The 19,197-nt window shown below is 61.8% G+C and carries 14 protein-coding genes; 5 read left to right on the top strand and 9 right to left on the bottom strand.

Annotation, left to right across the window (positions count from 1 at the left end):
* Nucleotides 1–15: 15 nt before the first annotated feature.
* The 6 genes from G502_RS0114760 to G502_RS22405 all read right to left on the bottom strand — a co-directional run bounded on the left by G502_RS0114760 (nt 16) and on the right by G502_RS22405 (nt 7,882).
* A complete protein-coding gene (locus tag G502_RS0114760) occupies nt 16–1,656 on the bottom strand; it encodes an ABC transporter ATP-binding protein (protein ID WP_022729452.1) in 1,641 nt (546 codons plus the stop codon).
* A gap of 2 nt (nt 1,657–1,658) precedes the next feature.
* Complete coding sequence (locus G502_RS20525; RefSeq protein ID WP_245560773.1) at nt 1,659–2,771, bottom strand: ABC transporter permease; 1,113 nt, start codon at nt 2,769–2,771, stop codon at nt 1,659–1,661.
* 11 nt (nt 2,772–2,782) lie between these two features.
* A complete protein-coding gene (locus G502_RS0114750; protein WP_022729450.1) occupies nt 2,783–3,874 on the bottom strand; it encodes a microcin C ABC transporter permease YejB in 1,092 nt (363 codons plus the stop codon).
* A gap of 3 nt (nt 3,875–3,877) precedes the next feature.
* Nucleotides 3,878–5,749, bottom strand: coding sequence for an extracellular solute-binding protein (locus tag G502_RS20520; protein ID WP_022729449.1), 1,872 nt, complete (start codon nt 5,747–5,749; stop codon nt 3,878–3,880).
* Between the two features lie 145 nt (nt 5,750–5,894).
* Nucleotides 5,895–6,701: a histidinol-phosphatase gene (gene hisN, locus G502_RS0114740; RefSeq protein ID WP_022729448.1), complete on the bottom strand. Its 807-nt coding sequence runs from the start codon at nt 6,699–6,701 to the stop codon at nt 5,895–5,897.
* Nucleotides 6,702–6,715: 14 nt separating this feature from the next.
* Entirely contained in the window at nt 6,716–7,882 is a 1,167-nt protein-coding gene (locus tag G502_RS22405; protein WP_022729447.1) for a c-type cytochrome, read from the bottom strand.
* Nucleotides 7,883–8,092: 210 nt separating this feature from the next.
* Here G502_RS22405 and G502_RS0114730 point away from each other — a divergent pair, with 210 nt between their 5' ends.
* Together G502_RS0114730 and G502_RS0114725 are read left to right on the top strand one after the other, a co-directional pair.
* Nucleotides 8,093–8,860 (top strand): 3-deoxy-manno-octulosonate cytidylyltransferase, encoded by a 768-nt coding sequence (locus G502_RS0114730; RefSeq protein ID WP_022729446.1) that lies wholly within the window; start codon nt 8,093–8,095, stop codon nt 8,858–8,860.
* Nucleotides 8,861–8,880: 20 nt separating this feature from the next.
* Complete coding sequence (locus G502_RS0114725) at nt 8,881–9,738, top strand: prephenate dehydratase (protein ID WP_022729445.1); 858 nt, start codon at nt 8,881–8,883, stop codon at nt 9,736–9,738.
* A gap of 84 nt (nt 9,739–9,822) precedes the next feature.
* Here the strand turns inward: G502_RS0114725 and G502_RS0114720 are convergent, their stop codons facing one another.
* The 3 genes from G502_RS0114720 to G502_RS0114710 form a co-directional block, all read right to left on the bottom strand.
* On the bottom strand, nt 9,823–11,025 hold the full coding sequence (locus G502_RS0114720) for an alpha-hydroxy acid oxidase (protein WP_026989532.1): 1,203 nt from the start codon (nt 11,023–11,025) through the stop codon (nt 9,823–9,825).
* Nucleotides 11,026–11,261: 236 nt separating this feature from the next.
* Nucleotides 11,262–12,863 carry a phosphoenolpyruvate carboxykinase gene (locus G502_RS0114715; RefSeq protein WP_022729443.1) on the bottom strand — a complete coding sequence of 534 codons (1,602 nt, stop codon included), beginning with the start codon at nt 12,861–12,863 and terminating at the stop codon, nt 11,262–11,264.
* A gap of 192 nt (nt 12,864–13,055) precedes the next feature.
* On the bottom strand, nt 13,056–14,924 hold the full coding sequence (locus G502_RS0114710) for an MHYT domain-containing protein (RefSeq protein ID WP_022729442.1): 1,869 nt from the start codon (nt 14,922–14,924) through the stop codon (nt 13,056–13,058).
* A gap of 236 nt (nt 14,925–15,160) precedes the next feature.
* Between G502_RS0114710 and G502_RS0114705 the strand changes: the two genes are divergently transcribed.
* From G502_RS0114705 to rapZ, 3 genes are read left to right on the top strand one after another with little or no spacing between them, the layout of a single operon-like run.
* On the top strand, nt 15,161–15,919 hold the full coding sequence (locus tag G502_RS0114705) for a response regulator transcription factor (RefSeq protein WP_022729441.1): 759 nt from the start codon (nt 15,161–15,163) through the stop codon (nt 15,917–15,919).
* 45 nt (nt 15,920–15,964) lie between these two features.
* Nucleotides 15,965–17,746, top strand: coding sequence for a sensor histidine kinase (locus tag G502_RS20510; protein WP_022729440.1), 1,782 nt, complete (start codon nt 15,965–15,967; stop codon nt 17,744–17,746).
* A gap of 11 nt (nt 17,747–17,757) precedes the next feature.
* On the top strand, nt 17,758–19,161 hold the full coding sequence (rapZ, locus tag G502_RS0114695; protein WP_022729439.1) for an RNase adapter RapZ: 1,404 nt from the start codon (nt 17,758–17,760) through the stop codon (nt 19,159–19,161).
* The last annotated feature ends 36 nt before the right edge of the window (nt 19,162–19,197 follow it).

The following is a 19,197-nucleotide window of genomic DNA, read 5'->3' as shown; positions in this document are numbered from 1 at the left end:
CTAGAGATTGGCGGATTAGAGATTCACGACGCCGCTCTCCACCGCCTCCAGATCGAAGGCGGCCTTGAGCAGAGCCTGAGTATAGGGCTCTCGAGGCGAGTCGAAAATGTCTGCTGAGGCGCCCTGCTCCACCACGACACCGTCCTTCATGACGATCACCTCGTCGGCCAGCGCCCGCACCACCTTCAGGTCGTGGCTGATGAAGAGATAGGCCAGCTTGTGCCGGGCCTGCAGGTCGCGCAGCAAGTCGACGATCTGGGCCTGCACCGACATGTCCAGCGCCGAGGTGGGCTCGTCCAGCACGATGAAGCGGGGCTGCAGCACGATGGCGCGCGCTATGGCGATCCGCTGGCGCTGGCCGCCCGAGAACTCGTGCGGATAGCGGTGGCGGCTGTCCGGGTCCAGGCCCACTTCCTCAAGGGCCCGGATGATCCGTGCTTCCGGCGTTTCGCTGCCCTTCAGGTCATGGACCTTCAGTCCCTCGCCGACGATCTCGCCCACGGACATGCGCGGACTGAGCGAGCCGTAGGGATCCTGGAAGACCACCTGCATCTCGCGGCGCAGGGGCCGCAGCTGCCCGCTCTTCCAGCCCTGGATATTGCGTTCCTCGAACAGAATATTGCCCTGGCTGGAAATCAGGCGCAGCAGCGCCAAACCCAGTGTCGTCTTGCCGGAACCGGACTCGCCCACGACGCCAACGGTATGGCCTTCACGCACCGTGACATCGATGCCGTCCACGGCCTTCACATGATCCACCGTCTTCTTCAGCAGCCCCTTGCGTATGGGGAAATGGACCTTGATGTCGACGCCCTGCATGACCACCGGCGCGTCGGCACGCAGCGTCAGCGGCTGGCCTTTCGGTTCCGCGGCAAGCAGGCGCTGGGTATAGGAATGCTGCGGGTTGTCGAAAACCTGGGAAACCGGTCCGCGCTCCACGATCTGACCCTGGGTCATGATGCAGACATTCTGGGCATTCTTGCGCACCACGTTCAGGTCGTGGGTGATCATCAGCAAGGACATGTGCAGCTCGCTCTGCAGGTCACGCAACAGCTTCAGGATCTGCGCCTGAATGGTCACGTCCAGAGCCGTGGTCGGTTCGTCCGCGATCAACAGGTCCGGTTCGTTGGCCAACGCCATGGCGATCATCACGCGCTGGCGCTGGCCGCCCGAGAGTTCATGGGGGTAGGCATTGAGCCTGCGAGCCGGGTTCTGCAGGCCCACCATTTCAAGCAGTTCCAGGGTGCGCTGGCGCGCCGCCTGCTTGGAATAGCCCTTGTGCAGGAACAAAACCTCACGCACCTGCTTTTCCACGGTATGCAGGGGGTTGAGCGAGGTCATGGGTTCCTGGAAGATCATCGAGATCTCGTTGCCGCGTAGCTGGCGCAGACGTTTCTGCGAGGCGCCGATCAACTCCTCGCCCTTGAAGACGATGGAACTGCCAGAGGGATGCGCCGCCAGGGGATAGGGCAGCAGCTGCAGCACCGATAGCGCACAGACCGACTTGCCCGAGCCGCTTTCGCCCACCAGCGCCAGGGTTTCTCCCTTCTTCAGGTCCAGATCGATGCCGCGCAAGGCCTCGACCGCGCCGCCAGGACTCTGGAAGGTCACACCCAGGTTGCGCAGGGTCAGTATGTTCTCGCCCGCATTCGACTGCATGATTAGGCCCTCCCGGGAGCGATGGCAGGTTGCGCGCTGGCCGCCGTTTCCGGCGGCGGCGCAGCCGAGGCGAAGAGCTTGCGCGGATCGAAGGCATCGCGCACGGCCTCGCCGATGAAGACCAGCAGGCTCAGCATCACGGCCAGCACGAAGAAGGCGGTCAGGCCAAGCCAGGGTGCCTGCAGGTTGGCCTTGCCCTGGGCCACAAGGTCACCCAGGGAAGCCGAGCCAGGCGGCAGGCCGAAGCCCAGGAAATCGAGCGCCGTCAGCATGGTGATCGCCCCTGTCAGGATGAAAGGCAGGAAGGTCAGCGTCGCCACCATGGCATTGGGCAGGACGTGTCGATACATGATCACACCGTTGGAGACACCCAGCGCCCGGGCGGCGCGCACGTAGTCGTAGTTGCGCACCTTCAGGAATTCCGCCCGGACCAGGCCCACCAGGGACATCCAACTGAACAGCAGCATGATCAGCAACAGCCACCAGAAGTTCGGCTGCACGATGCTGGACAGGATGATCAGGATATAGAGCACTGGCAGGCCCGACCAGATCTCGATGAAGCGCTGGCCCAGCAAGTCCGTCAACCCACCGAAATAGCCCTGGATCGCCCCCACGGCGACCCCGATCAGGGAACTCGAGAACGTCAGCACCAGTCCAAACAGGACCGAGACGCGGAAGCCATAGATCAGACGTGCCAGCACATCCCGGGCCTGGTCGTCGGTGCCCAGCCAATGCGTGGCATCGGGTGGCGCGGGCGCCGGCTCGGCCAGGTCCCAGGCCACGGTCTGGTGGTTATAGGGAATCACCGGCCAGACCATCCAGCCCTGGGCGTTTATCAACTGCTGCAGATAGGGATCGCGGTAATCGGACTGGGTCTCGAAGTCTCCGCCGAAGGTGGTTTCCGGATAATCCTGGAAGATCGGCATGTAGAAGCTGCCGTCATGGAAGATCAGGACCGGCCGGTCGTTGGCAACGAACTCGGCGAACAAGCTGATCCCGAAGAGAACCAGGAAAATCCAGAGCGACCAGTAGCCACGCCGGTTCTTGCGGAAGTTCTGCAACCGCCGTCGGGTGATGGGGTGACTGAACAGGCCCGCTCCGGTCTTTCTGCTCACAGCCCTGCCCGTCATGTCTCACGGCTTTCGAAGTCGATGCGCGGGTCGATCACTGTGTACATGACGTCTCCCACAAGATTGAGGATCAGGCCCACCAGCGTGAAGAAATAGAGCGTGCCGAAGACGATCGGATAGTCGCGGTTGATCACGGCCTCGAAACCCAGCAGTCCCAGGCCGTCCAACGAGAAGATCACCTCGATCAGCAGCACGCCGGTGAAGAAAACGCTGATGAAGGCGGCCGGGAAACCCGCGATGACGATCAGCATGGCATTGCGGAAGACATGCCCGTAGAGCACGCGGCGCTCGGTAAGGCCCTTGGCGCGCGCCGTCAGCACATACTGCTGGTGGATATTCTCCAGGAAGGAATTCTTGGTCAGCATGGTCAGGCCGGCAAAGCCGCTGATCACCATGGCCAGGACCGGCAGGGCCAGGTGCCAGAAATAGTCCACGATCTGCATGGGCCAGGACAGATCTTCCCAATTGTCGGAAACCAGTCCTCGCAGGGGGAACCAGTCCAGATAACTGCCACCGGCGAAGAGAACGAGCAGCAGGATGGCGAAGAGGAAGTTGGGAATGGCGTAGCCGACGATCACGATGCCGCTGGTCCAGATGTCGAAAGCCTCTCCATCGCGCACCGCCTTGGCAATGCCCAGGGGAATCGAGACGAAATAGGTGATCAACATCGTCCAGACGCCCAGCGAGATCGAGACCGGCATCTTGTCGATCACCAACTCGGCCACATCCGCGTTGCGAAAGAAGCTCTCCCCGAAATCGAAGACCAGGTAGTTGCCGATCATCATGATGAAACGCTCATGCGCCGGCTTGTCGAAACCGAATTGCTGCTCAAGTTCCTTGATGAATTCCGGATCCAGTCCCTGGGCGCCATAGCGCTCGCTGCGCGACGACGAGATGACATCCTCGCCACCGCTGCGCGAAGCCCGTTCGATCGCGGCCTCGGTGCCGCCGCCTGTTCCCGTGACCTGGGAGATCACCTGTTCGATAGGACCGCCCGGCACGAACTGCAGAACGAGAAAGTTGATCAACATGATCCCAAGCAGCGTCGGCACGATCAGGAAAAGCCGTCGGATGATATAGGCGGTCATGCCCTAGCCCTCCTGTTCGTCTGCCGGAGATTCCACCATCTCGTCACCTTCACGCAGACGCCTTGCCCTGTCCTCGTCTATCCACCAGTTGTCGAACTCGAACCCATGCAAGGGCGGATTCTCGGGATGGCCGAACTTGTTCCAATAGACCAGGCGATCCACCCGGGAATGCCAATGCGGCACGACATAGTGCCCCCACAGCAGCACGCGATCCAGCGCGCGTGTCGCCGCGACCAGGTCTTCGCGGCTGCCAGCCCGGATCACTTCGTCAATCAACGCATCGACAACGGGATCCTGGATACCCGCCAGGTTGCGGCTGCCCGTCATATTGGCAGCAGCGGAACTCCAGTAGTTGCGTTGCTCGTTTCCCGGAGAATCCGATTGCCCCCAGGACGTGATGGTCATGTCGAAATTGAAGTCGCGCAGGCGATTGACGTACTGCGAAGTGTCCACCAGCCGCACCGTCGGATCGATTCCCAACCGCCTGAGATTGCGCACATAGGGCAGGACGACGCGTTCGAAGGCCGTGTCATAGATCATGATTTCGAAGGTCATCTGCTCGCCGGTCTCTTTGTGCACGAGTTCCATGTCGCGCACCACCCAGCCGGCCTCCTCGAGCAGTTCGAAAGCCATCTTGAGGTTCTGGCGCGGCCAGCCACTGCCGTCGGTGGAGGGGGCGAAGTATTCCTCTTCGAAGACCTCCTCCGGTACCTGACCGCGATAAGGCTCCAGCAGCTCCAACTCGCGCCCCTCGGGAAGGCCGCTCGACGCCAGTTCCGAGTTGGAGAAATAGCTTTCCGTGCGATCGTAAAGCCCGAAGAAGAGGTTGCGGTTCGACCACTCGAAATCGAAGGCATAGGCCATGGCACGCCGAACCCTAGGGTCACTGAAGACAGGCTCGCGTGTGTTCATGACGAAGCCCTGCATCCCTGTGGGACGTTCGTGTGGAATCTCTTCCATGACCAACCGGCCCTGCTCCACGGCCGGTGTGTCATAATCCAGGGCCCAGGCCTTGGCCTGGTTTTCCTGACGGAAGTCCACTTCCCCGGCCTTCACGGCCTGACGAATGACCGTTTCATCGCGAAAGTAGTCGTATCGGATGCGGTCGAAGTTGTAGCGCCCCTTGTTGACCGGCAGATCCTTGCCCCAATAGTCCTCGACCCGTTCATAGGCCACATGTCGGCCTGGCTCGAAATCGGCCACACGATAGGGACCGCTGCCCAGCGGCGCCTCCAGGTCCGAGCGCGTGAAATCGCGCTCCTCCCAGTAATGCTTGGGCAGGATCGGCAACTGCCCGATGATCAGCGGCAATTCCAGGTTCTCGCCCTCGGAAAAGGTGAAACGCACCTTGCGCGGACCCGTTTTCTCGGCATCCGTCACATCGGCATAGTATTGCCGATAGATAGGGTGCCCCTCTTCGCGCAGGATATTGAGCGAAAAGATGACATCCTCGACCGTAATGGGCTCACCATCATGCCAGTTCGCCTCTTCGCGCAGCGTAAATTCTGCCCAGGAACGATCTTCCGGCACGCGGATGCTTTCGGCGACCAGGCCATACATGCTGAAAGGCTCGTCGGCACTGGACACCATCAGGGTTTCGTTGAGGTAACTGGCACCACTTGCCGCGACACCGCGCACAATAAAGGGATTGAAGCTGTCATAGGTGCCGCGTGCCGCCAAGCGCACCGAACCACCCTTGGGCGCAGCGGGATTCACATAGTCGAAATGTGTGAAATCAGCTGGATACTTCGGTTCGCCGTGCATGGCAATGCCATGCCGCGGTTGCGGAACTTCGCTTTCCTGATCTTCCTGTGCGAAAACCGGAAAACTCCAAAGCAGGAAACAGAGGCCCGCCGCCTTCAGGATCGCGCTCATGCCCCCTGCCATATTCGTGCCCTGCCTCCCGTTCTTGCTGCTGCGGCTTCGTCCGGTTTGTGCCGGATTTCCTTGTGCATCACTAGGGTAGCCGATGATTGGCACTTCGCAACTGTGATCCTCAAACGGGGAGATTACAATTTGTTCAGGTTTTACCGGAAAGTAGTGCCAGGGCCCGGGCATGGGCCTCTGGATCGCCCGCAACAAGAATATCCCCCGGCGAATCCAGGCTCAGCGGCTTCCCTTCCCAGTCCGTGGCCATTCCCCCGGCGCCAATGACCACAGGCAGGAGCGCCATGAAGTCATAGGGCTTCAGGGAAGCCTCGACCACCAGATCGACATAACCGCTGGCCAGCTGAGCGTAACAGAAGCAGTCCCCGCCAAAGAGAGTGAGGCCACAGGCAGCGGACAGCCGGTCATAGGCGTCCGCCTGCCGTCCCGGGAACATGTCGGGCGATGTGGTGCGCATGATCGCCCTGCCCAGGTCGGAACAGGCACGCGTTTTGGTCTCTCGAACTCCTGCCGAATCACGGCGGCGTGTTGGATGTCCACTTGCGCCGATCCAGCGCTCGCCCAGGGCCGGCATCTCGATGATGCCCAGGATCGGCTGTCCCCGGTGCAGAAGGGAGACCAACGTGCCGAACAAGGGATTGCCTGTTATGAAGGCCTTCGTACCGTCTATGGGATCCAGGACCCAAAGATATTCGGCATCCGGATTCTCGGCGCCGAACTCCTCGCCGAAGACACCATGCCCGGGAAAACGTGCGGAAATGGCCGCACGCATCTTCTCTTCCGCATTTCTGTCAGCAATTGTAACCGGCGATTCGTCCGCCTTGGTATCTACGGAAACCGACGTCCGGAAATGCGACCGGGCCACGGCCGCGGCCAATCCCGCCAATTCTTCCGCAAAATCGACCAGGTTCTGCGGGCAGGTCGTAAGTCTATCCGACACTGATCCCGCCCGGATCAGTCGAGAGGTGGCGGGTTTTCACCCTGCTGGCGCAGATAGGCAATGATCGCGGCCAGGTCCTCCTGGCTGCGGACACCGGCAAAGGTCATCTTGGTACCGGGCATCCAGCCGCGCGGATCTTCCAGATAGGCCGCCAGGTTCTCGTAGGTCCACTCAAGACCTTCATCCCTGGCATCCGTTGAAGCGGAGGAGTAATTGTAATCGTCACGGTGCGCGACCGATTGCCCGACAACATCCCAAAGATTCGGACCAACGCGGTTGGCACCGCCTTCGTCGAAGGTATGACAGGCTGCGCACTGGCGTGTCTTGCCCTCGCCCTCGGCAGGATCGGCGGCGGCGATCATCTCACGCAGTTCGCTGTCCACGTCGGCAGCGGCAGAATCTTCATCTTCGCCCGCACCACTCTCAGCAGCATCACCTTCATCACCGGCCGCTTCGCCTTCCTGGGCAGAGTCACCGGATTCAGCCTCACCCTCTTCGCTGGCCTCTCCATCTTCGGAGCTTTCACCATCTGCTGCTTCGCTTTCGTCCTCGGCTGCTTCGGAAGCCTCGGAATCACCTTCTCCTTCTTCGGAGCCTTCACCCTCGCCGCCTTCTTCTTCCTGAGCAGCGGCGATCTCGTCCTCGCTCGGCAGGTCGGCAGGGTCGTCACTCAGGCTGCGCAGATAGGCAATCAGGTCGGCACGGTCCTCGACATCACTCATGCCGTTGTAGCTCATGCGCGTCCCCGGCGCATAACCGTCAGGATCGGCTAGGAAAGCATTCAGGTTTTCATAGGTCCACGGCTCGTCGGACTTGTCAGCCAGAGCATCCGAGTAATTGAAACCATCCGCATGGGCATGGCTTGCTCCGACTATGTTCCAGAGGTTCGGGCCCACCCGATTGGCGCCGCCCTCCTCGAAGGTGTGACAGGCCGAACAGGCACGCGTCAGGGATTCACCATTCTCAGCATCCGCATCCCCCAACAGGGCCAACACCGACTCGAGGGTCTCCTCCTCGGCTTCGGGCGCCTCGGACGGATCACCATCCGTCACCTCCACAGGATAGGCATCCTCATAGAGATCCTTTGGCGAAACAAGAAGCTGGGAGACAAACCCGGCCGACATGGCCACGACGCCGGCCGTCAATACAGCCGCCGCTACCTTGTTGAATTCCAGTGACATTGCGTATCGCTACCCTGTTGACTATCGGCTGCGGAAGGTGAGGGCGGACAATAGCCGGCCCGGGCGGACGGTTCAATATCCCGAAACGCGGAAATATCAAACCTCAGCTGCGGCAAAAAGCGCTTGTCGCACAAGAACTGCCGGTTTTTATTGCATGTCCCCTCGTTGGTTTTCTTCTGTTAAAGCGTTCCAGGCAAGAAGTCGAGAGTGATGTCCTTACCCAGCAACCCCGTCGTTCTTGTTCCCGCCCGCATGGCTTCCACACGATTGCCCGGCAAGCCGCTGGCCGACATTCACGGCGAACCGATGATTGTTCACGTCTGGCGCCGGGCCTGCGAGGCCGGCATCGGGCCCGTGTTCGTGGCCGCTGCGGAGCCGGAAATTGTGGATGCCGTTCGACACGCCGGGGGGCAGGCCGTACAAACGCGCCCGGATCACCCTTCGGGCTCGGACCGCATATACGAGGCCCTGGGTCAGATCGATCCCGACGGCCATCATGATGCCGTGGTCAATGTGCAGGGCGATCTGCCGACACTGGAGCCGGAGGCCATCCGTGCCGTCTTCGCTCCACTGGCCACACCCGATGTGGATATAGCCACTCTGGCGGCCGAGATCGAAGAGCCTTCCGAACGTGGCAACCCCAATGTGGTGAAGGCGGCCTGCCTGTTCCCCGAGGGTCGCCGGCAGGCCCGTGCCCTTTATTTCAGCCGCTGTCCGGTCCCCTGGGACCAGGATGATCCCGGCCACCCCCTTTATCACCACATCGGGCTCTATGCCTATCGTCGTCACGCTCTGGAGCGTTTCGTCAAACTGCCCCCCGGCCTGCTGGAACAGCGCGAGAAACTGGAGCAGTTGCGGGCACTCGAAGACGGCATGCGTATCGACGTGGCGCGCGTTGACACGCTTCCGCTGGGTGTCGATACTCCCGACGATCTGGAGCGGGCGCGCCGCCTGCTTTCTCCGAACGACAGGAAATGAGCCAAGGCGGGCCCGGAGTCATGACAGACAGCAGCAACGCAATCGCCTTCCAGGGCGCGCACGGCGCCTTCTCGGAAATGGCCAGCCGGCATGTCTATCCGGATCGCCCCACCCTGCCCTGTGAAACCTTCGAGGACACCTTCGCCGCAGTGCGCGACAGCCAGGCAGAACTGGCGATGATCCCCATCGACAATTCCAGCGCCGGTCGGGTGGCCGACATCCATCACCTGCTGCCCAGTTCAGGCCTGCACATCATTGCCGAACATTTCCAGAAGGTGGAACACCAGTTGGTGGCGCCCAAGGGGAGCAGCCTGGACAAGCTTGAAGCCGTGCACAGCCACGTCCACGCCCTCTCGCAATGCCGCAACTTCCTGCGCGACAACAATCTGAAACCGGTCGTTCACGCCGATACTGCAGGCGCCGCGGCCGAGGTCGCCGAGCGCAACGACCCGAGCCAGGCCGCCATTTCCTCGTCGCTTGCCGCCGAAATCTATGGCCTCGACACCCTGGCACGCGACATCCATGACGCCAGCCACAACACGACCCGTTTCATCGTGCTGGCGCGTGAGCCCTCGGATGTCGAGCCCGACAGCGGTCCGATCATGACCTCCCTGGTCTTCCGGGTGCGTTCGGTCCCCGCCGCGCTCTACAAGGCAATGGGCGGCTTTGCCACCAACGGGGTCAACCTGACCAAGCTGGAAAGCTATATCCTGGACGGCAGTTTCACGGTTGCGCAATTCTATGCGGACATCGAAGGGCATCCCCAGGACAAACCGGTCCGCCTTGCCCTGGAGGAACTCAGCTTCTTCAGCCGTGAAGTACGTATCCTGGGTGTCTATCCGGCATCAAGTTTCAGGGCCGGCGGGTCTCCACTGTAAGACCCTGCCCCGTATTACCCTGCCCCGTATTACCCTGTCTCGTATTACCCTGTCTCGTATTACCCTGTCTCGGGGCAACGCGATTCACTGCGCTCCTGTTTTCCGATAGAGCAGATCAGGTCCCATTTCCTCCAGGCTGTTGATCCCCATCAGGCCCATATCCTGGTCGATTTCAGTCGCCAGCAGATTGATGGCGTGCTGCACCCCGGCCTGCCCGCCTATGGCCGCGGCATAGAGGAAAGGCCGCCCCACAAAGACGAAGTCCGCCCCCAGAGCAATGGCCTTCAGCACATCGGTGCCACGCCGGATCCCCCCATCGAACATGACCAGCATGCCGCCGGACTCGGAAACGATCTCGGGAAGTGTGCGCAGTCCCGAAATCGCCCCGTCCAGCTGCCGCCCGCCGTGGTTGGACACGATGATGCCATCCACCCCCTGCTGCCGGGCGATGCGCGCGTCTTCGGGCGACAGTATGCCCTTCACGATCAGCCGGCCCTTCCACTGCTCGCGAATCTGCTTCAGGTGTTCCCAGTTCAGGTGATCTCGCAGGCCCAGATCGCGGGTGATGTTCTGGGCCACGATGGGCGCGCCGCGTTCGGCATAGGAATTCTCGAAATGCGGCATGCCGTGACGCAACAGCGTGCGCGCAAAGGTATTCACCAGCCAGTTCGGCCGGATCGCCCCGTCATAGGCCAGGCGCAGGCTGGGCTTGAGCGGTGTGGAAAACCCCGTACGCACATTGTTCTCGCGGCTGGCCAGAACGGCCGTATCCACCGTCAGCAACAAGGTGCCGAAACCGGCCTTCTCGACCCGCTCCACCAGGGCCCTGATGCGCGGCGGCTCACCGGGCAGATAGGCCTGGAACCAGGAGCCCGGCGCGGCTTCCGCCACATCTTCCAGCCGGATCAGCGAGGATCCGCTCATGATCATCGGAATGCCAGCTTCATCCGCCGCCTGCGCCAGAACCAGATCGCCGCGATAGGCCATCAGGGCACTGATCCCCATGGGAGCTATGCCGAAAGGTGCAGCATAATCCTTGCCGAACAAGCGGGTGGCCTGAGAACGCCCAGACACATCGGTCAGGACACGCGGAACAAAGCCGTATTCCGAAAAAACCGCCCGATTATCTTCGCATGCGGCATTGTCCTCGGTACCTCCGACAATATAGCCGAACAGCGGCCGCGGCAGGTGCCGACGCGCCGCGGCTTCCAGATCATCCAGCGACAGGATGCGACGCAACCGGCGTGAGTGTTTACCGCGCGCAGCTGACCCAGGCTCTGGCTTCACCGTTTCTTTCCTGCCCTGCACTTCCCGACTGCTGGGTACGCTGTCGTTCCTGACGTTCGACACGGCTCTTGCCCTTCTTCCTTCTTGTCCCGGCCGGCAAAGATATCGGGCAAAGACGGTGGCGCAAGACACGCGGCCTTCCTCAAGCCACAAAATACAAAATAAAAACAAGACCGGCCGCGGGCACTTTCTGCGCGCGGCCGGAACTGTTTGTAAGGAAAGCTCTGACGGGAAGGTCAGGCCGCCTGGTAGATGCCGGCGGCCTTCACGTCATCATCCACATAGCCCTCGAACTGCTTGAAGTTCTTCTCGAAGCGCTGGGTCAGGTCGCGTGCCACACGGTCATAAGCGGCCTTGTCCGACCAGGTGTTCTTTGGGTCCAGAACCTCTTCCGGTACATCGGGGCAACGCCTGGGCACCAGCATCCCGAAATCCGGATGAATGAAACCATCCACCTCGGCCAGGCGTCCATCAAGGGCTGCACGCACCATTGCCCGTGTGTGCTGGATCGACATGCGCTCGCCAACACCGTACTGGCCACCGGTCCAACCGGTGTTGACCAGCCAGCAGCGTGCGCCTGTCCGGGCCATCTTCTCACCCAGCATCTTGGCATAGACGCTGGGATGGCGTGGCATGAAGGGCGCGCCGAAACAGGTAGAGAAGGTGGCCATGGGCTCGCTGCCCACACCCTTTTCCGTTCCGGCCACACGCGCGGTATAGCCCGACAGGAAGTGGTACATGGCCTGTTCGGGTGTCAGTTGGCTGATCGGCGGCAGGACGCCGAAGGCATCGGCCGTCAACATGACGATGTTCTGAGGCTGGTCGCCCATACCGCTGTCAGCGACATTTGGAATGAAATCCAGCGGATAGGAAGCCCGAGTATTCTCGGTCAACTCAGCCGAATCCAGATCCAGGACGCCGCTATCAGGATCCATGACCACATTCTCGAGCACCGTCCCGAAACGCCGCGTGGTGGCATGGATTTCAGGCTCCGCCTTTTCGGACAGGCGAATCACCTTGGCATAGCAACCGCCCTCGAAATTGAAGACGCCGCGATCCGACCAGCCGTGCTCGTCATCGCCGATCAGGGTGCGGCTGCCATCGGCCGACAGAGTGGTCTTGCCGGTTCCCGACAGGCCGAAGAAAATCGAGGTGTCGCCGGCCGGTCCGATATTGGCCGAGCAGTGCATCGGAAGGACACCCTCTGCCGGCAGAAGGAAGTTGAGGATCGAGAAGACCGACTTCTTGATCTCGCCGGCATAGGATGTGCCCCCGATCAGGACCAGTCGGCGGGCAAAGTTGACCAACACGAAGCATTCACTGTTCGTGCCGTCGGTCTCGGGGTCGGCCTGAAGTCCCGGCACCTGCAGAACGGTGAACTCCGGCTTGAAGCTGCTGCGCTCCTGGGCAGAGGGCCGGATGAACATGTTGCGGGCGAACAGGTTGTGCCAGGCATTCTCGGTGATGATGCGCACTGGAAGGCGGTATTCGGGGTCGGCCCCGGCATGGAGATCCTGAACGAAGATCTCGCGGCCCTGCAGATAGGCGCGTGCCTTGTTCAGCAGGTTGTCGAACTGCTCCGGCGCCATGGCGACATTGACATCGCCCCACCAGATGTCGTTCTCGCTGCCGGGTTCACGCACGATGAACTTGTCCTTCGGAGAACGCCCAGTGTGCTGACCCGTGCGCGCCACGATCGGCCCGCCCTGGGCCAGGCGCGCTTCCTGACGGCGAACGGCCGCTTCATACAGCGCCGGTACGGAAAAATTCCAATTGGCACGGGCATAATTCCGCAAGCCAAGTTCCTGCAATCCATGCGTGCTGATAACAGGGCCCATATCTTCCACGGTGGCACCTCCCAAAATATTGCGCTGACCGTTCATTAAGCCAAGGGCGCAGGGGATTCAAGAAGCGTACCGGGATTCACACGAGACGCAGCCTTGGGCAATACCATGCAACCGTTTGATTTGTTTCGGTGATTTCAAGCAAAATGCAACTTCTGCACCATGGCTGTCACAGACACGGACAGCTCAGGCCACAGCCCAGGCCTGAACACGCCGGGCCGGTATGGTGAAGCGGAAGGTCGTCCCCTCGCCTGGCGTGCTTTCGGCATCCAGAGTGCCTCCGTGCATCTCGACGAGGGAGCGTGAAATGGCCAGGCCCAGGCCAACACCCTCGTGCTGACGAGCCAGCGTCCCATCCACCTGGAAGAAGGGCTTGGTCACCTGGTCGATCTTGTCCTGGGGGATGCCAATGCCGGTATCCCGGACCGAGAAGACCACTCCGTCGTCCCGCACCTGCTCCACGATCACCCGAATCTCTCCTCCGGAAGGCGTGAACTTCACGGCATTGCCGACAAGATTGATGAGCACCTGCCGCAGGCGCCGACCATCCCCCCGGAAGGCAGGCAGGTCGGCTCTGCAAGCCTCAATCAATTCGACGCCCTTCTTCTGGGCCTTCTGCTCCAGGATCCTCAGGCTGTCCTGAACCAATTCCTGAGCCTGCAGCGTTTCCTCCTGCAGATCCAGCTGTCCGGCCTCGATCCGCGAGATATCGAGAATGTCATTGATGATCGCCAGCAACTGATCGCCGCTGTTGTGGATATCGTCGGCATACTCCAGGTAACGCTCGTTGGGCAGGGGGCCGAAGGCCTGGCTGCGGATCAGGTCCGAGAACCCCAGGATGGCCGTCAGGGGCGTCCTCAGTTCGTGGCTCATGTTGGCAATGAACTCGGATTTCACCCGATTGGCCTCGTCCGATAGATTCTTGGCATACTGAAGTTCCGCAGCCGCCCGCTGGCGCTGGGTGATATCGTGCAGGGTCAGGACGATGCCCCTGACGGCCGGGTCATCCATCAGGTTGCAGGCCGTCACCTCGAACTCACGCCGTCCCCGGCCCGGCAGGGTCAGGTAGGTCCCCTCGGCATGGGTCCAGGTCTCACCCGAAGCTGACTGGGCCAAGCGCGCAATCAGCTCCGCGATCGCCGGCCCCTGAAGCATTTCCTCCAGTTCGGCGCCTTCGGCCTTTTCAGTCAGACCACTGTTGGGGCAGGAGGCAAAGTGGATCGTCCCCTGGAGATCGACCACGAAGATGAAATCGCTGGCATTTTCCACCAGTCGGCGGAACCGCGCTTCGCTCTGGCGCAGGATCACGGCCTCGCGCTCGCGATAGGCGGTAAAGCGCCGGTCCACAGCCGTGGTCACAAGCTGCAGCATCAGGATCGTTATGGTCCCGAACGCGATGACGAAGGCCAGGACATAGGGATCGACCTGATAACCGCCATAATAAGGGGCACTCACAGGCTGGGCGTGGAACATGGCCGCTTCCATGCCGATGTAGTGCATGCCATAGACGGCCAACCCCATGATCATGGCCGAAAGGATGCGCCACCAGAAACCAGAAACGCGGATGGTAACCCCCACGGCCGTGGTTGCCGCGGCAACGGCAAAGGCAATGGACAGGCCGACCAGCCAGGGATCATAGGAAATCATGGCCCGCATGTTCATGGCTTCCATGCCGGTATAGTGCATGGCCGCAACGCCCAGACCCAGGGCAAACCCTGCCGTCACGACAGCCAGCGCGGAACCATGACGCCCGATGATCGCGAAACCGGCCGCGGCTCCGATCACGGCCAGCACAACGGACCCGAAGGTCAGGCCCAGATCGTAGGTCACATTCACGGGCAGCATGAAGGCCAGCATGCCGATGAAATGCATCGACCAGATTCCGCCGCCCATGGCCAGGGCTGCCATCAGCAGCCAGACGCGGCGGCGCAGGCCTCGGGCGGCCCAGATTCTTGGTGCCGTATCGATGGCGACAAACGAGGCCAGACTGGCCACCAGCAGGGAGAGAGCGACGAGCAGTGCGCTGTATTCGCCATGAAGAAGAGTATTGGACATCCGGAGCCTTGGTTCCTTCGAGCACAGCCCGGAACCAGGTCCGGGAAAACGGTCAATCCCGGACCGCTCTTGTTTCCGATTGTGGAAGTATAATGGTTAATGTCCGGTTGATGTAGGCCTGAAATATTACAGAACAAGCCGGAAACGGTTTCACAGGCACTGATGTGGTTTAACAGATGTGACAGGCAAGTATATCTGCCGTAAATTCGCCATAGACACGCGATAAGGCGCTATACATGATGACGACAACAACCGAACAGCATTCCGGGACAAACGCCGGAGACGGACTTCAGCCCGATCGCTACAGCATCGCGCTAGTGGACGACGACCGCAACATCCTGACCTCGGTATCCATGGCACTCGAGGCGGAAGGCTTTCGGGTCCGCAGCTATGCGGATGGCTCCGAAGCCCTGCGTGGCCTCTCGACTGCGCCGGCCGACCTGCTGGTCCTGGATATCAAGATGCCGCGCATGGATGGCATGGAACTGCTGGGACGCGTGCGCGAGTCTTCCAATGTCCCGGTCATCTTTCTGACCTCGAAGGACGAGGAGGTCGACGAGGTGGTCGGTCTGCGCATGGGGGCGGACGACTACATCACCAAACCTTTCTCGCAGCGCCTCCTGATCGAACGCATCCGCGCCCTCCTGCGGCGGGAAAAGGCCAGCAAGGACGAGGTTGACCCCGCAGGCGAGGCCTCGATCCGGCGTGGCGAACTGCTGCTGGATCCAGCGCGCCACCTCTGTCATTGGAAGAGCGCGCCGGTCAACCTGACCGTCACGGAATTCCTGATCCTGAAGGCCCTGGCCCAGCGCCCGGGGCACGTGAAGAACCGGGACCAGCTAATGGATGCGGCCTATGGCGAGCACATCTACGTGGATGACCGGACCATCGACAGCCACATCAAGCGCCTGCGCAAGAAGTTCAAGCAGGTCGATGATGACTTTGCACAGATTGAAACCCTCTACGGGGTAGGTTACCGCTACCGCGAAGCCTGACCCGGCCAGGCCGGTACAGGGAGCGAGGAAAGGCAGCACTTGCCCATGGCCGGTTTCAACCTGCTGAACAGAAAGAGTGCCGACAGGCAGGATAACAACAGCGGTCCGTCCGAAGACAACTCCGGTGCAGCCGAGCAAAACGGAGCACACAAGCGGCGTGTCCGGGAGGGTCAGACCGGTTATGGTGCTGCCCGGAGCGAAGAGCCCGAGGGCGAACGCCGGACCTGGCGCCGGCCAGCCTGGCGCTCACCCCTGACCCGGCGCATTCTGCTTCTCAACGTCCTGGTCCTGCTGATTCCCATCCTGGGCCTGCTGCACCTGGATCAGTATCGCCAGTCCCTGATCGATTCCGAGCTGGAGGCCATGCGCACCCAGGGGACCACGGTGGCACTGGCGCTGGGCTCTGCCGCAGTGCGCGACGGCAGCAACGGCGACCAGCAGCTGATGCACGAGTCGGCCCGACAGCTGATTCGAGTCCTGCTGGGCGATTCCCAACTGCGCGCACGCCTGTTCAGTCAGGACGGGAACCTGATTGCCGACTCGTTCCTGCTTGGCGGCTCGGACAGCCAGGTCCAGGTCGAGGAGCTGCCGCCACCGGATGACTCGGGATCCTTGGCGGTGCGCAGCATCGGGACCCTCTATGACCGGATCATACGCCTCTTCTCCGGCAATCGGGACCTTCCGCTCTACAGCGAAAGTCCCCAGCAGCAACAGGCCGAGGACTACGGAGAGGTCCTGCAGGCCCTGCGCGGCGAGGAGGGAACGATGGTCCGGCGCGATTTCGGCAATCGCCTGGTGCTCTCCGTCTCCGTTCCGGTCCAGCGCTATCGCCAGGTGGTTGGCGGCCTGATGATCACCAAGGGCGGCGAAAGCGTGGAGCGCGCCGTACGCGACCGCCGCAGTGATATCCTGCTGGTCTTTGGCGTCGCCCTGGCCGTTACGGTCCTGCTGTCGTTCTATCTCTCGCACACCATTGCCGCGCCGATCCGCCGGCTTGCGCGGGGTGCCGAGCGGATCCGCGGCAGCAACACCAAGGCCAACGTCATCCCCGACCTGCGCGGACGCCATGACGAGATCGGCGATCTTTCCGAGGCCCTGATCGACATGACCGAGGCCCTGCACGCCCGCCTGGAGGCCATCGAGCACTTCGCCGCAGATGTGGCACACGAAATCAAGAACCCCCTGACCTCGCTGCGCTCTGCAGTGGAAACTGCCAATCGTATCGAGGATGAGGAACAGCGCAAACGCCTGATGGGCATCATCCTGGATGACGTACAACGCCTGGACCGCTTGATCAGCGACATCTCGGACGCCTCGCGTCTGGATGCCGAACTGGCGCGCGCCGAAAGCGAGCGCATCGACCTGGGCCGCCTGCTGGATGCCATGGGCGAGCTCCACAAGCCGCTCTGCGAAGACAAGGGCCTGACCTTCAAGATGGACGTGGCTCAAGACGAATCGCTGGTCGTGACAGGTTTGGAAGGACGTCTTGGCCAGGTCTTCCGCAACCTGATATCGAATGCCATTTCTTTCTCACCCGAAGGCGGTAGCATCGAACTCAAGGCCTGGCGTGAAGAGGATCGGACCCAGGGTCCCATGGTCGTCGCCACCATCAGCGACCAGGGAACCGGCATACCGGACGGAAAGTTGCAGGCTATCTTCGACCGTTTCTACAGTGAACGCCCGCGTGCCGAGAAATTCGGGACCCATTCGGGCCTGGGCCTCAGCATTTCGCTGCAGATTATCGAGGCCCACAAGGGCAGTCTTGTCGCCGAGAACCGCCCGGAGGGCGGGGCCTGCTTTACCGTGCGACTGCCGGCTGAGGCGTAGAGGTGCCAGAGATGAGCGATACGACAGAAGCTTCGACTCAGACCAGGCTTGACCTGCATGCCACGGCCGTCGCCGTGGAAACGCAGTTTGGGCCCCTGGGGGTTCTGCTGCGCGGTCCATCCGGTTCGGGAAAGTCGGCCCTGGCGCTGCGCCTGATCGATGAAGGCGGCAGCCTGGTCGGCGACGACCGGGTCCAGTTGCATCGGCGTGGCAAGCTGCTCCACGTGTGTCCTCCGGAAAGGCTCTCCGGCCTGCTGGAGGTTCGCGGCTTCGGGATCGTCGAGGCGCCCTGCATCGAGGACGTGCCGCTGGGCCTGATCGTCGACCTGGTGCCTAGCCAGCCGGAGGAACGCCTTCCCGAGGCGCAAGACGAAAAGCTCCTGGACCTCGAGGTGCCGCGCCTAACCCTGGATCCAGCCACCCCCTCGGCGGGTGCTTTCATCCGCATGGCCCTGCAAAGCCGGGCACGCCGTCTTTCGGACCTTCTGCAGGACACGGCCTCAGCCGGCCGTTCCGACAGGCCACAGGACGAGCCGCCCGAACTGATTCTGATCACCGGCCTTTCCGGCGCGGGCCGCACCCAGAGCCTGAAAGTTCTTGAGGACATCGGGTACGAGGCGATCGACAACCTGCCCTTGGGTCTGATCGACGGCATCGTCGGCGCCAATGCCCAGCATCAACCCCTGGCGGTCGGCATCGACAGCCGCACCCTGGACTTCTCCGTCGAACTGTTCCTGGAACAGATCGACCGCCTGGCGCGCAATCGCGAACTGGCCTTCTCGCTGCTGTTCTTCGAATGCGACGACCAGGTGCTGCAGCAACGCTTCACCGAAACGCGCCGGCGCCACCCCATGGCGCTCAACCGCCCGCTGGCCGAAGGCATCGCCGCCGAACGCAGCCTGTTGATGCCGCTGCGCGCCCGGGCCGACCAGATCATCGACACCAGCGACCTGGCGCCGCCGGAACTCCATCGCCTGCTGTCAGCACGTTTCGCCTCGCGCGCGGATGCGCGCATGCAGATCTTCGTGACCTCGTTCTCCTACCGTTTCGGCCTGCCGCGCGAAGCTGACCTGGTCTTCGACATGCGCTTCCTGCAGAACCCCCATTACCAGGAGGAACTGCGCCCCCTGACCGGTCAGGACAGCGCCGTCCAGGCCTTTGTCGAGGCCGATCCGGCCTTCGGCCCCTTCTTCGATCACCTGACGGCCCTGCTTGAACCTCTGCTGGAGGGCTATGAAGCAAACGGCAAGAGCTACCTGACGCTCGCGTTTGGCTGTACCGGCGGCCGGCATCGTTCCGTGGCCGCCGCCGAAACGCTGATCCGCTGGCTGGACGCGGCCAACCGTCCGGCCCACCTGTCGCATCGAGAACTGGAACGCAGCCGACAACCCACACGATCCCGCAGGAAATCTTGAGGCAGGCATGCCATTTCAGGCTGCACAGCCCCCTTA

The organism is Fodinicurvata sediminis DSM 21159, assembly GCF_000420625.1.
GTDB lineage: Bacteria > Pseudomonadota > Alphaproteobacteria > Kiloniellales > DSM-21159 > Fodinicurvata > Fodinicurvata sediminis.
Note: the sequence above shows the minus strand (reverse complement) of the source record. Positions and strands in the feature narration are given on the sequence as shown.